The 12,912-nt window shown below is 39.1% G+C and carries 13 protein-coding genes and 1 pseudogene; 5 read left to right on the top strand and 9 right to left on the bottom strand.

Annotated features, from left to right (window positions below; translation table 11 throughout):
- Nucleotides 1-9: 9 nt before the first annotated feature.
- The gene (locus L655_RS0118155) at nt 10-1,335 is read right to left on the bottom strand and encodes an IS4 family transposase (protein ID WP_024604027.1); all 1,326 of its coding nucleotides are present in this window, start codon (nt 1,333-1,335) and stop codon (nt 10-12) included.
- 162 nt (nt 1,336-1,497) lie between these two features.
- Here L655_RS0118155 and L655_RS0118150 point away from each other — a divergent pair, with 162 nt between their 5' ends.
- The 4 genes from L655_RS0118150 (at nt 1,498) to yegD (ending at nt 4,832) form a co-directional block, all read left to right on the top strand.
- Complete coding sequence (locus L655_RS0118150) at nt 1,498-1,797, top strand: hypothetical protein (protein WP_002958185.1); 300 nt, start codon at nt 1,498-1,500, stop codon at nt 1,795-1,797.
- Between the two features lie 75 nt (nt 1,798-1,872).
- Nucleotides 1,873-2,529: an HAD family phosphatase gene (locus L655_RS0118145; RefSeq protein WP_024605851.1), complete on the top strand. Its 657-nt coding sequence runs from the start codon at nt 1,873-1,875 to the stop codon at nt 2,527-2,529.
- Between the two features lie 33 nt (nt 2,530-2,562).
- Complete coding sequence (locus L655_RS0118140) at nt 2,563-3,405, top strand: DNA ligase (RefSeq protein ID WP_024595668.1); 843 nt, start codon at nt 2,563-2,565, stop codon at nt 3,403-3,405.
- Between the two features lie 62 nt (nt 3,406-3,467).
- Nucleotides 3,468-4,832, top strand: a complete 1,365-nt coding sequence (yegD, locus tag L655_RS0118135) for a molecular chaperone (protein WP_024605850.1) — start codon at nt 3,468-3,470, stop codon at nt 4,830-4,832.
- 19 nt (nt 4,833-4,851) lie between these two features.
- On the opposite strand, the gene L655_RS0118130 is transcribed toward yegD, so the two are convergent.
- The 3 genes from L655_RS0118130 to L655_RS0118120 all read right to left on the bottom strand — a co-directional run bounded on the left by L655_RS0118130 (nt 4,852) and on the right by L655_RS0118120 (nt 7,223).
- The gene (locus L655_RS0118130; protein WP_024605849.1) at nt 4,852-5,316 is read right to left on the bottom strand and encodes a methylglyoxal synthase; all 465 of its coding nucleotides are present in this window, start codon (nt 5,314-5,316) and stop codon (nt 4,852-4,854) included.
- A gap of 66 nt (nt 5,317-5,382) precedes the next feature.
- Entirely contained in the window at nt 5,383-6,027 is a 645-nt protein-coding gene (locus L655_RS0118125) for a LysE family translocator (RefSeq protein ID WP_024605848.1), read from the bottom strand.
- Nucleotides 6,024-7,223, bottom strand: a complete 1,200-nt coding sequence (locus L655_RS0118120) for a multidrug effflux MFS transporter (protein WP_024605847.1) — start codon at nt 7,221-7,223, stop codon at nt 6,024-6,026. The genes L655_RS0118125 and L655_RS0118120 overlap by 4 nt, the downstream gene beginning before the upstream one ends.
- Before the next feature lie 183 nt (nt 7,224-7,406).
- Between L655_RS0118120 and L655_RS0118115 the strand changes: the two genes are divergently transcribed.
- Nucleotides 7,407-7,880, top strand: a complete 474-nt coding sequence (locus L655_RS0118115; protein ID WP_024605846.1) for a hotdog fold domain-containing protein — start codon at nt 7,407-7,409, stop codon at nt 7,878-7,880.
- Nucleotides 7,881-7,901: 21 nt separating this feature from the next.
- Here the strand turns inward: L655_RS0118115 and L655_RS0118110 are convergent, their stop codons facing one another.
- From L655_RS0118110 to L655_RS01000000125875, 5 genes and pseudogenes are all read right to left on the bottom strand, one after another.
- Entirely contained in the window at nt 7,902-8,384 is a 483-nt protein-coding gene (locus tag L655_RS0118110; protein ID WP_024605845.1) for a polymer-forming cytoskeletal protein, read from the bottom strand.
- A complete protein-coding gene (locus L655_RS0118105; RefSeq protein WP_024605844.1) occupies nt 8,374-9,537 on the bottom strand; it encodes a M23 family metallopeptidase in 1,164 nt (387 codons plus the stop codon). Before L655_RS0118105 ends, L655_RS0118110 begins: the two co-directional genes overlap by 11 nt.
- A 142-nt stretch (nt 9,538-9,679) precedes the next feature.
- Nucleotides 9,680-10,993 (bottom strand): fumarylacetoacetase, encoded by a 1,314-nt coding sequence (fahA, locus tag L655_RS0118100; protein WP_024605843.1) that lies wholly within the window; start codon nt 10,991-10,993, stop codon nt 9,680-9,682.
- A 136-nt stretch (nt 10,994-11,129) separates the two neighbouring features.
- Complete coding sequence (gene hppD, locus L655_RS0118095) at nt 11,130-12,176, bottom strand: 4-hydroxyphenylpyruvate dioxygenase (RefSeq protein WP_002958202.1); 1,047 nt, start codon at nt 12,174-12,176, stop codon at nt 11,130-11,132.
- A gap of 318 nt (nt 12,177-12,494) precedes the next feature.
- A pseudogene (locus L655_RS01000000125875) lies at nt 12,495-12,912 on the bottom strand (metallophosphatase); the annotation flags it as partial.

Here is a 12,912-nt window from a genome sequence, read left to right as displayed (position 1 = left end):
TAATGTCAGTCAGTTAACACTGACTGGCTTTTTTTTATAGGGATATTTAGATGGTTTCTTTTTCACACATCGTGGAAAGCTGCGCTCATGATGCCTTGTTGGTAACTGAAATAGCGTCAGCGTTTCTAATAAATGCTCATAGCGTTTTGGTAAATTTCCCGGACTTGTCAGTGGGATAGTTAACAGAAATACATTGATATGTCTTGAACAATGAGAAAAACTCAGTTGATTTGGCCATACTTCCAGTAACTCTGCTGCCTCACGCATGGCTATTCTTATAATATTGTAGGCAATTAGTAACCCCCACAATTCTTGCCTTATCATATCCGGCCTTTTTGAGCGTAGGATATAGTTTGAGTGCAACATTGTTTGTTTTATTTCTCGATATCCTATTTCTATTTCCCAGCGATGCATGTACAAATCAGCGATTTCTTTTGATGGGTAACGCATTACATCAAGCATTGATGTAAGAATCTGATACTGCTTATTATTATGCGTGTAAGTAAGCAGCCGAGCTTCTATAAACTCTGGCAAGTCAGTAAACTTTTTTCGCGCTTGTGGCGATGTTTTAAGACGCACTAACTGGTCATTTTTACTCATTTTCTTTATGGTATCAACGGTTAAGCCTTTTCTGACAGGTATCATCCAGTGCCTTTCAGTCCCTGCTTGGTGCCAACGATGCAAAAGCCCTAATGAATAATAACCGCGATCAAATAAGGTTAATGAGTTATCCGGTGTACCTTCAATGAGCTCTTCAGCGAGTGTCATTTCTCCTTGATGTTGCCCGTTAAAAGTACAATTAATGAGTTGATGGCTCGTTAGCTCCATGTGGCATACCATCCGAATTTGCGGATAGGTATTTTCACCATACTGGGTTGAGCCACACCCAAATACGTCTTTATTCTCTGGCGTATCATGTGTACGAAAAACAACGCCATCAACTGCTAATAGATTTAAGCCACAAAATGTATCGAAGTGGGCATGATTATAATGCCGTGACGCCATCATCTTGAAGACCTGCTCGACAGCATCTTCACCTAAGCGTTGTCTCGCTTGAACCATGGCACTAGGGGCAACTAGTTTCCCTTTACCTGGTAAGGCGATGTCCATTTTAGAGGCTATATCCCAAACAGATTCATGACGAAATAAACTCATACCAATCACAGACCAAACGACAGCATCGAGTGGTAGGCGACGTTTACGAACGGTGGCGACACCCGATTTTTCAAAAGCTTGGTTAAGTAATTCGGGATCTAAGATGCCAGATAAGTTATCAAGCGTTGTAAATTCATCAGCAGATGAGAAGGTGGTTGAAAGAGCTGTTTGAATATCCATAAAAAAACCGTAATTAGCGAAACTAATTACGGATTATTCACGATCATTTAGATCGGTCAACCGATCAATTAACCTTAACTGATCGGCATTATGCCTTGTGCAGGCTTTTATGTTTTTATAAAGCTGGTAAAATAGCGTTAATTAATTTAAAGAGATAAAAAAATGGCTGGATTTTGGAATTACCGTGTAATTTTTTGTGAAGCAACGAAAGACGAAGCAGCGCAATATCAAATACACGAAGTAGAATATAACCTAAATGGTAAAGTAACTAACTGGTCAGAAACTGGCGCAGCCCCTTTTGGAACAACCTTAGATGAGTTGAAAGATGACTCTGAGCGTTTAAAAACTGCATTTGATAAACCAGTACTTAAAGTTGTACGTAAAACGCGTGGCTACGAGCTTGTTGATGTTGAAACGGGTGAGGAAGCAACGGGTGAGCCGCCAGCAGGCTTAACGCAATAACTGTATTTATATAAAAGGTGCTTAAGGCGCCTTTTTTATTGTCAAAATTTAGCACAAGTTAAATAAGGAATGAGGATGACTTTAAAAGCAATATTATTTGATATGGATGGCACATTAGTTGATTCAGAAAGCATGCACTTTGTATGTTGGAGTAAACTACTTAAGCCTTATGGTGTTAGTTATTTAGAAAATGATTTTTGTCAGCGCTTTTCAGGACGACCCACTTTAGAAGCTGCAATCGAAATTAAGCAAGAGCATAACTTATCAGTAAGTGCACAGTTTTTAGCGGATGAAAAATACCGTTTATTTGGCGAATATGTAATAACACATTTACCGCCAATAATGCCGTTTACTGAGCAAACGTTGAAAGCGGTAAAAGCGAGTGGCTTAAAAATGGCGCTAGTAACAGGTAGTGCTAGGAGTGAAGCTATGCCAATACTTAAAGGTTTAGGATTTTATGAGCTGTTTGACACAGTTGTTACAAAAGACGACGTAACTAATCCTAAACCTGCAGGGGATCCGTATTTACTGGCACTTGAGCAGATAAATATACAACCTGGCAATGCAATTGCTGTTGAGGATACTTACACAGGGGTAACAGCTGCTAATAATGCTTTGTTACGTGTTGTAGCCATTGCCAATAGCCATACTAAAGATCACGACTTTAGCCAAGCTACCTATCAAATGAGCAACTTAGATGAGTTTTGGCAATGGGCGCAATCTCAACTATAGTATAAGCCAACTTTTACGTGCTTGGATGCGCCAATGTTTACTATTAAACACCTGCTTTTAATTGTTATTGTACTTTTTACGCAATGCATAAGTGCAGCACAACCGTCTGTTTTACTGGCTAAAGTATATGACGAAACGAAGCATTATGATGTAAGTAAATATTTAGTCAGTGAAAAATATGATGGCGTAAGAGCTATCTGGACCGGCACGCAGTTTGTCACTCGTAAGGGTAATATTATCAATGCGCCAAGTTGGTTTACAGTGCCATTGCCAAATGTATGGCTTGATGGTGAGCTGTGGACTAAACGTGAGCACTTTTCTGCGCTTAGTGGCATAGTCAGAACTAAAAAACCTAATAATCATGATTGGCAAACTATTACTTATAAAGTATTTGATATGCCAGATAAAAATCTGCCTTTTAGCACTCGCTATAAAAACTATAATGAGCTTATTACTAGCCTAAACTCGCCGCACATTAGTGCTGTAGTTCAATATAGCTTTACAAATAATGAGCAGCTTACAGAGTATTTTGAGAACATAACTAAGCAGGGCGGCGAGGGCGTAATGCTTCATTTGGCCAGCGCGAAGCACAGCAATGGAAGAAGTAATGCATTACTAAAATTAAAACCTTATTTAGATGCAGAAGCGGTTGTAATTGCGCACTTACCAGGCAAAGGTAAATATCAAGGTATGTTAGGTGCATTGAGGGTAAAAACAGCGCAGGGGCAGGTATTTTCTATTGGTACTGGGTTTAATGATGCACAGCGCTCCATCCCACCGGAGATTGGTAGTACTGTAACGTACCGATTTCATGGCTTAACAAAAAATGGGTTACCGCGTTTTGCCAGTTTTTTACGGGTCAGAGATAGTTTATAACATTTATAAATTTTACAAAGTGTGCTAAATTGCGCGGCCTTTTTGGTAATGTGTGGTGAAGTATGTTTGTAGGTTTTGATTACGGTAGTTCTAATTGTGCTATGGGTGTAATGAGCGAGGGTAATGTTCAATTAGTACCGCTAGAGCAAGGAAAACATTACTTACCGTCTACACTTTACACTCATCACAGCGCGTTGGTTGTTGATTTTGTTGCTAAGCATTTACATGGCACAGCCCATGAGCATGATTTTTTAACGCAGCGCCAAGCATTATTAAATACCTTACCTCGTATTAAGTCAGACCTTGATTTACAACCTTCAGATGAAACCCTATTTATTGGTCGTGAAGCGATTAGCGAGTACGTGCAGTTTCCTGAAGAAGGCTATTTTGTTAAGTCTCCTAAATCATTTTTTGGTGCAACAGGTTTAAAGCAAGGTCAAATTAACTTTTTTGAAGATATCGCAACCGCGATGATCTTAAAAATTAAGCAACGCGCTGAGCTCTCTTTAGATAAAACACTTACACAAACAGTAATTGGTCGCCCAGTAAACTTTCAAGCTGTGGGTGGTGAGCAATCAAATCAACAAGCGGTCGGTATTTTAGAGCGTGCTGCTAAACGTGCTGGTTTTAAAGACGTAGAGTTTTTATATGAGCCACTTGCTGCGGGTATCGACTACGAGAGTGATTTAACTCAGGATCAAAAAGTACTCGTTATTGATATTGGTGGTGGTACAAGTGACTGCTCATTTGTACAAATGGGCCCAAGCTTTAGAGGAAATAGTCAGCGCGATAGCGATTTTTTATCTCACAGTGGTAAACGTGTTGGCGGAAACGATTTAGATATTGCTTTGAGCTTTCATGGTTTAATGCCGTTATTGGGTTTAGGCAGTACGTTTAAATCAGGTCTACCTTTGCCTAATCAAGCGTTTTGGCAAGCGTGTAAAATTAACGATGTAAACTTACAAAGCCAATTTTATAGTGAAAGCCATACCCGAGAGCTAAACGCACAATTACGTGATGTAAGTGCACCTGAGCTTTATAAGCGCTTAATACATTTACAGCAAAACAAGCAAGGCCATCAGTTAGTGCAACAAGGTGAAGCGGCTAAAATAGCACTTTCGTCTGCTAGTGTGTTTGATTGTGATTTAAGCTTTTTAGATAGTGGGCTGAATAAAAATGTATCTGTAAGAGATTTAGCTGTTGCCGTTGAGAGTAGTATTAGCCAAATAGTTACTTTAGCAAAACAAGCAATCAGTGACGCTGCGACCACGCCAGACATTATCTATTTAACAGGCGGAAGTGCACAATCACCATTGATTAAAGCGGCTTTAAGTGAGCACTTAGGCAATATAAAAATGGTTAACGGGGATCACTTTGGTAGTGTAACCGCTGGCCTGACTAAATGGGCCAGCATGCTTTATAAATAACCTAGATTACAATTGAGGTTTAAAGATCTATTTGTCGGGTTGCGAGGTATTTTTCGTAATCTGGCAATGTGCGTTCAAGCTCTACGTCCATAAGCGCTGAGCTTAATAACATATCTGCACTCACTTCATTACACGCCACCGGAATATTCCAAACAGCGGCTAAACGCAGCAGCGCTTTAACATCAGGGTCATGAGGCTGTGATGCTAATGGATCCCAAAAAAATATTAAAACATGTATCTCATGTTCTGCTATTTTAGCGCCAAGTTGTTGATCGCCGCCCATAGGACCACTTAAAAGCTGAACTACATCAAGCCCCGTGGTTTTTTGAATTAAATGCCCCGTAGTACCTGTGCCATATAAAGTGTGCTTACTTAGTATTTCTTTGTGCTTTTCACACCATAATTTTAGTGCTGCTTTTTTACCATCGTGTGCCACTAAAGCAATATTTTTTTGTGCGGGAAGAGATTGTGTTTTTTGTTCCATGCTAATTCTTTTTATTGGTGAACCTAAACTCGGAAGAATAAATCTCTTAACCAAAGTGCAGGTTAGTTAAAATAATAGATTGATAGCAAGGGCAATAAATACAATGCCAGTGATCCTATCAATCCAAAGTTGGCTGTTTGGGTTACGTCTAAAAAACTGTGCAATTTTGTCGCCAAAATAAATATACGTGCAGTCAATCGGAAAAGCAAAAAGAGGGTAAAGTAAGCCAAAAAACGCGAGCTGAAAAGTAGCCGATGAAAGCGTTGGATCTACAAATTGTGGAATAAATGCAATAAAGAATAATGCTACTTTAGGGTTTAATACTTCAGTCATCATGGCCTGAAACATGACATTACTTTTTTTACTGGTACTTATATGCGGTTTATCGGTTTGCTTGTCATCAGATGTCGGCTCTGGCTGCTTTAGCGTGCCTTTAATCATCATAAACCCTAAATAGCATAAGTATGCTGCGCCTGCATATTGCACTGCGGCATAGGCACTAGAGGAAGCTTTCAGTACTGCGCTTAGGCCTACAACAGCAAATAGCGTATGAACAACCCCACCTAATGCAAAACCAAAAGCACTTTGCATACCAGCACTTCGACCATTAGCAAATGTTTGTGCCATCAAAAATGCATTTGATGGCCCAGGCGCTACTGCCATTAAAAAGCTGGCTAATAAAAATGAGACTAGAAAGTCAGGATTGATCATTGAGTACTTTTAGCCGGGTGTAAAGTATGTGCTTTTTTGCTCATTAAAATAAGCCAAAGCGGAACTAGTAATAATAAATGAAAAGCAATTAACCACGGTGTACTTAACCCCAAATATTGAGTTAAAACAACAAGTATACTCGCGCCACTCATTTGCATTGCACCGAGTAATGCAGAGGCTGTGCCTGCTTGTTTAGGAAAGCTAGACAGAGACATTCCTGCTGCAGAGCCTAAACTTAAAGCAAACCCTAATGCAGCAATTAAGATAGGTAGCATAAGCGCAAATGCTGTTTCTATACCGCTAAGGGCTAACATTAAAATGCCTGAGGAAACCAGTACACTCACACCGACACGCAAAGCACGTTGGCTATTTCGTTTAATGTAGGTTGGTAAAATAAAACTTGCGACAATACTTATTACGGCATTTAACGTAAACCAAAAAGTAAAGTCGGCTACGGTGCCGCCTAAATGTGTAATAAGCCAGCCTGGTGCGAGCGTTACATACACTAATATGGCCGACATTGAGACCATACAAATTAGGCTATTAAACAAAAATACCGGTGTTTTAATAATCGGTGTAAAGCGACGTAAATCTAAAATATGCCCCTGATAATGACTATCAGCAGGACGAGTTTCTCTAAAAAAGAATAGGGTAACAATAAGGCCCAAAATAGCAAACGCGGTTAAAAACATAAAGTTCATACGCCAGCCAAACTGTACGGTAAGCCAAGCCCCTAAAATAGGTGCCATTGCCGGAATAAAGCACACAATCCCGTTAAGGTAGGTAATCATTTGTCCGCTTCGTTCACTACCATATTTATCACGCACTATCGCAAATGCGACAACAAATGTGGCACACGCTCCAAACCCCTGAAAAGCACGTGCTATTAGTAATATCTCAAAAGAAGGCGAGTAGTATGCGAGTAATGCAGAGCTTGCATACAAACTAATGCCCACTACTGCCACTGGTTTTCGGCCAAATCTATCAGCCAAAGGGCCCGCAATTAATTGGCCTAAACCCACTGTAAGCATAAAAATAGCAACGGTTTGCTGTACTTGTTGTTCAGTAACTGCAAATTGTTCTGCAATAGTTGGAAAAGCAGGTAGGTAAATATCGATTGCCATAGGGCAAAATATAACGAGTAACGCTAAGATAAGTAACAAAGTCATATTAGGTTTAGCGGGCTGTGTTTGCATTGAGTCTCCTTTTGTCGAGTATTTTAGGTGGGCACTCATAAAAAAGAAAGGGCTTATGACCCCTGCATAGGTCGTCATTCTTACTTTTTGATTGGATTAAGTGAAAAACCCAGCATAAATGCACTTTTTAAAACTGGTCTGATGTGTTAATTTTAAAAAAGTAACTGTTGATGGAAAATAATAATGAGTAATAAATCTGCACTTGTACAAACATGGCATAAATTTAAGCGCCTACCTTTTGGGAATTGGCTTTTTACTAAAGCTGTTTGCTTTAAAGCGCCATATTTTGGTTCGATGAAACCTTACGTACTCGATTTGAGAGAGGGCCATTGTAGTGCGGTGGTTAAAAACCGCCGAAGCGTTCATAATCATATTGGAACTATTCATGCTATTGCGCAGTGTAACTTAGCTGAATTGTGTGCAGGTGTAATGGTTGATGCAACAGTGCCAGTTAAAACGCATCGTTGGATCCCAAAATGGATGACAGTTAGGTATTTGGCTAAAGTAGATACAGATGTACGAGCAGTCGCTGAAATTGATTTACCACATAAGTGGGTTGATAAAGAAGACTTAGTAGTACCGGTGAAACTGTATAATACCCGCAATGAGCTTGTTTTCACTGCAGATATTACTATGTACATTACTGAGAAAAGGTAACTTACGTAAAGCTGATTTGACTTAGCTTTTATCAGCGGCTTGTTTATTTACAAATGATAAGTCGCTGCCATCTTCTTTCAATAATGCTTTAACTTCTTTTGCGGGTTTTAGTTCTTTCGAAATTAGTTCCGGCTCTTCTTTTTCAAAGCGTTGCTTTATACTGCCTTCAATTACTGCGCCTGCATCAATACTCAATGTATCGTGAAATACATCGCCATGAACATGAGCGCCACTTTGTACTTTTACTTCACTGGCATTAATTGACCCAATAACTTTACCTTTAACAATAACGCTTTTAGCTTCAACAATACCTTCAACAACTCCCGCTGAGCCAATAACTAAATGCTCCACTTTTATGTCACCATCAATACGGCCATCAAGCTGTACTTCACCTTGGCTAACTAAAGTGCCTGTAAGGCGTACGTCTTCAGAAATAATAGACGGTGTGTGATTCACTCTTTTTAAATTAGAGCTAACTGTTTTTTGTTTTTTTCTACCAAACACGAGAAAGCGCCTTTGTTATTTTTAGAGGATTGACTTGTTTACCATTAAGTAATACTTCGTAGTGTAAATGCGTGCCTGTGCTTCGGCCGGTGCTGCCCATTAGGCCGATCACATCATGTTTAGTGATTGATTGACCTTTCTTTACTTTAATTTTATTTAAGTGTCCAAATCGAGTCACTAAGCCATTTTTATGTTCAAGCTCGATAAAGTTACCATAACCACCATTACGACCGGCACGAAGAACTACAGCGTCTGCTGGAGCGAATATTTCGGTTTTATGCCAACCGGCTAAATCAATTCCTTTATGAAAGGCATGATTACTATTCATGGGATCTTTTCTAAGGCCGAAATTACTCGAAATATAGTATTTAGCTTTAGCTAAAGGCAGGGTGTTTGGTAGCTCAGTTAAAAAGTTTTCTAAATTATTTAATATTAATAACTTATCAACGATGGCTAAAAAGTGGCTCGGAATTTTTGTTTCGTTAAATATATCAAGGGGCCCACCTTGTGCAGTTGTCTGGGCGCTTAATATTAGGTGTTGCTCAAGCGCAGACTCAATTCCTGCGCCTTTAACCATAGCTAAAATGGCTTGGTGACGTTCACTAATTTGGTTATCTAAATAGGTAAAGCTTTGCTCATACTGATTATTTAAGTTGGCCACTCTTGTTGCGAATGTGATTGGAGCGATTAACTGTGCTTGTTTACCTTTTTGATTTTCATCGACTAATGGCTCATGAAATTCATTGCCATTTTCATTAATTGGTACATCAAGTTCTGTATCAAGCTTAATAACATCTTTGCTAATTGAAGCAGGAAGGGATTCTATCATGCTTTGCAGTAGCGCCTGCTTTTGTTCAAGTATTGCAAGTTGCTCTAGCTGCGTTGCTTGAAGGGCTTGTTGCTCACTGACTTTTTGTTGCCACAGCGTTTGCTCGGTTATTTGATTTTGTTTTATGTCAGAGATTTTATTTGTTTGTGTATAAACACGAAAGCTCGAAATACTCAGCCAAGTAAAAGTGACTAAAATAAGCAACGCTACAAGAAGTTGAAACCAAGAGGCTAAAACAACATGCTTAACTTCGCCATTTTGACGAATAAGTAGCTGACGAGCAGGGAAAAATTTATGATAAAAAGACTTTATAAATACTGACATGGCATATAACACTGGCTATTAACCGAATTAAGATAGCAATTTGAGTTAAAAAAGCTAGAAAAAAATTGTAACTGTTCAAAAATTAATAAAAAAGGGCTGCTTTTAGTAAGCAGCCCTTTTAATAAATTTTTTAATATTCGTATTATTTTGACGGCAGTACAGTACTCTCTACAGAGCCAAAACCTATACGTGCATAGCCTTCTTTTTCACACCAGCCACGCATAATAACGTTATCGCCATCTTCTAAAAAGCTGCGGTGTTCGCCATTACTTAGCGTGATTTTTTCTTTACCGCCACGAGAAAGCTCAAGTAATGAACCTGCTTCTTCGTGCGTTGGACCCGACTGAGTGCCCGAACCTAGCATGTCACCTGGCATAAAGTTACAGCCATTTACTGTGTGATGAGTAACCATTTGTGCCACAGTCCAGTAAGAGTGCTTAAAGCTAGATGTTGATACGCGCGTTGGGTTATGGCCTTCGCTACGCATTTTTTGCGTTTGAATTTTAACATCCATTTGAATATCAAAAGCACCTTGGTCGCGATTCGCTTTTGATTCTAAATAGTCCATAGGCTGTGGATCGTTTTCATCACGTGTCCAGCTTGTTCTATAAGGCGCTAATGCTTCGGTTGTTACAATCCAAGGCGATACAGTTGAGGCAAAGTTTTTAGCTAAAAATGGACCAAGCGGTTGATATTCCCACGCTTGCAAGTCACGTGCTGACCAATCGTTAAATACACAAAAGCCAAATACGTGGTTTTCAGCATTTTCGATAGCGATTGCATCGCCCAGTGCATTGCCTTTACCTAAGTAAATACCCAGCTCTAGTTCGTAATCAAGGCGTTTACAAGGACCGAATGATGGCACTTCTGCGTCTGGCGCTTTGGTTTGACCTTTAGGGCGATGAAATGTTTGACCCGATACGTCAATAGATGAAGAGCGACCATGATAACCAATAGGTACCCATTTATAGTTAGGTAATAATGGGTTGTCAGGGCGAAATAAACTACCCACAGCTGTAGCGTGATAAATAGAAGTGTAAAAGTCGGTGTAATCACCGATGCGACAAGGCAAAGAAAACTCTATATCGGATTGTGCAACCAATGTATCGCTAAGCGCCTGTTGGTGCTCAGAGCCTGCTCTTAGTGCTTTTGAAAGGGCTAAACGAAGGGCTGACCAATACTGTTTCCCTAAACCCATAAATGTATTTAAGGTTTCTTCACTTGCTGCATCTGCGGCTGTTTTAGCGTCACCTGTTAAAACGTTTAATTTACTTAGTTTTGCTAAATCGATTACTTGATCACCAATTGCAACACCACCACGAAAGGCCTCATCAGACCCTTTACGACGAAATTCTGCAAACGGTAAGTTTTGAATCGGGAAGTCGCAATTATCAACATTAGCTGATTCTACCCAGCTGGTTAAATTAATATCGTGGGTTTCGTTAATTAGGCTCATTACATTTCCTTTGGATTTTACTGTATGGCGACAAGGTATAGTTTATTTAATCATACTTGTACTTGGCGCCATACTTTTTAAATATTAAAACGACAAAAAGCAGCGAAGTTCGCTGCTTTTAATTTACTCAAATATTTTATAAAACGCCGCGACGCTCTTGGTCACGTTCGATTGATTCAAATAATGCTTGGAAGTTACCTTCACCAAAGCCACCATCATCAACGCGCTGGATCATTTCTATAAAGATTGGACCAAATAAGTTTTTAGAGAAAATTTGTAATAAATAACAATTTTCACTTTGGCTATCTACGAGTATCTGATGCTCACGAATTTTTTCTTTATCTTCAGCAACCCAAGGTACACGGTCAAAAATAGTATCGTAATACTCTGGGATAATATCTAAAGTGGCAATTGTTGATTTATCAAGCTTATCAAGAGAGCTTACTAAGTCATCTGTTAAAAAGGCTAAATGTTGAACGCCTGGGCCGTTGTACTCACCAAGGTATTCATCAATTTGGTTGTTATCGTTACCTTTACCTTCGTTTATTGGAATAGAGAAGGTGCCACAAGGTGATTTTAGTGCATACGAAATAAGCGCTGTTTTTTGACCTTTAATGTCAAAGTAGCGTACTTCAGTAAAACCAAATACGTCTTTATAAAAGTTAGCCCATTTTTCCATGGTGCCTTTATAAACGTTATTGGTTAAATGATCGATTCGGATAAAGCCTTTATCTTCTACAACATTTTGCGTTTCTAAGTCTTCAAAATCACTTTCGTAGATAGTGCCTTTGTCGCCAAATTGTTCAATAAAGTAAATTAGGCTGTCGCCAATACCATAGATTGCAGGGTAAGGCATATTTTTATGCGTTGAGTCGGTCGCTGGTTTTGCACCACGCTCTACTGCAGTTTCAAATGCTTTTTGCGCATTCTCAACACGCCAACCCATCGAACAAATAGCAGGACCATGGCTTTTAGCAAATTCTGCAGAAAAACCTTCACGCTCGTTATTCAGTAAAAAATGAATATCGTTTTGGTTGTAATAAACGATGTCTTTACCTTTGAATTTTTTAAGCTTAGAGAAGCCAAAATCAGTAAATACTTTATCCATATAATCAGCATCAGGTGTTGCGTATTCGGTAAATTCAATACCGACTAAACCTAAATAGTTATTTACTTCACTCATTATTATTACTCCCGCAATTAAGCACTGCGATTATGTGTTGTTGTCATATTGCAGTAGATAATCAACCAGATTTTTAATTTGGGGAAGAGGGGGGCGCTATTTAGTATGTAGTGCATGTGTAAATTTTATAGGACGGTTATTATAAAGTTACGTGTTTGTAATACAGTTAAGTAAAATGAAGTTATATGGTATAAATTCAAGTGGGAGCATTTGTTTTTAAGTTATTGTATTTAAATACTAAAAAGGAGGTTTAACCTGCGCTAAACCTCCTTTTACAATTAATAAGCAAAAGCCTTTTTGTATGTAATTATTTACACTTTAAGAGCCGTTACCAAAGAACTTGTTCCGTTGTTCTATCCACACGTTAGTTTTAATTGCTGGAGCTGCTTGGTAATGGCGCTCAATGGTTTGATTTAGCACTCGCGTCGGTTGCTCAAAAGACAGCTTTTGTTCTGCGCTACCCATACTTTTAATTTCATCTCTGGTCATAGCACGTCCTGCATAAAGCAGCGAGTTTAAGTACCCTGGTACTGTTTCGTAATTGTTATCTGTAAAAAGCAATACAGATTGATTGAGTGCCCAGCGACTATCGATTTCGCCATCTTCTTTTACGCCAGCAAGTTCTCCATCTATATAGACTTCAAATACCCCGTTGGTTGGTGCTGTATAAAATACACAAGCTATACGATGCCAAGAGTCGGGTTGTGTGTTGCCAAAATAGCCGCTATCGCTAGTT

Source organism: Pseudoalteromonas sp. TAE79 (assembly GCF_000498015.1).
GTDB lineage: Bacteria > Pseudomonadota > Gammaproteobacteria > Enterobacterales > Alteromonadaceae > Pseudoalteromonas.
Note: the sequence above shows the minus strand (reverse complement) of the source record. Positions and strands in the feature narration are given on the sequence as shown.

What these genes read in the sequence shown, in the direction of transcription:
- L655_RS0118120 (WP_024605847.1), bottom strand. Translation starts at nt 7,223, where the DNA reads ATGCAAACACAGCCCGCTAAACCTAATATGACTTTGTTACTTATCTTA.
- L655_RS0118150 (WP_002958185.1), top strand. Translation starts at nt 1,498, where the DNA reads ATGGCTGGATTTTGGAATTACCGTGTAATTTTTTGTGAAGCAACGAAA.
- yegD (WP_024605850.1), top strand. Translation starts at nt 3,468, where the DNA reads ATGTTTGTAGGTTTTGATTACGGTAGTTCTAATTGTGCTATGGGTGTA.
- fahA (WP_024605843.1), bottom strand. Translation starts at nt 10,993, where the DNA reads ATGAGCCTAATTAACGAAACCCACGATATTAATTTAACCAGCTGGGTA.
- L655_RS0118130 (WP_024605849.1), bottom strand. Translation starts at nt 5,316, where the DNA reads ATGGAACAAAAAACACAATCTCTTCCCGCACAAAAAAATATTGCTTTA.
- hppD (WP_002958202.1), bottom strand. Translation starts at nt 12,176, where the DNA reads ATGAGTGAAGTAAATAACTATTTAGGTTTAGTCGGTATTGAATTTACC.
- L655_RS0118140 (WP_024595668.1), top strand. Translation starts at nt 2,563, where the DNA reads ATGTTTACTATTAAACACCTGCTTTTAATTGTTATTGTACTTTTTACG.
- L655_RS0118125 (WP_024605848.1), bottom strand. Translation starts at nt 6,027, where the DNA reads ATGATCAATCCTGACTTTCTAGTCTCATTTTTATTAGCCAGCTTTTTA.
- L655_RS0118105 (WP_024605844.1), bottom strand. Translation starts at nt 9,537, where the DNA reads ATGTCAGTATTTATAAAGTCTTTTTATCATAAATTTTTCCCTGCTCGT.
- L655_RS0118155 (WP_024604027.1), bottom strand. Translation starts at nt 1,335, where the DNA reads ATGGATATTCAAACAGCTCTTTCAACCACCTTCTCATCTGCTGATGAA.
- L655_RS0118145 (WP_024605851.1), top strand. Translation starts at nt 1,873, where the DNA reads ATGACTTTAAAAGCAATATTATTTGATATGGATGGCACATTAGTTGAT.
- L655_RS0118115 (WP_024605846.1), top strand. Translation starts at nt 7,407, where the DNA reads ATGAGTAATAAATCTGCACTTGTACAAACATGGCATAAATTTAAGCGC.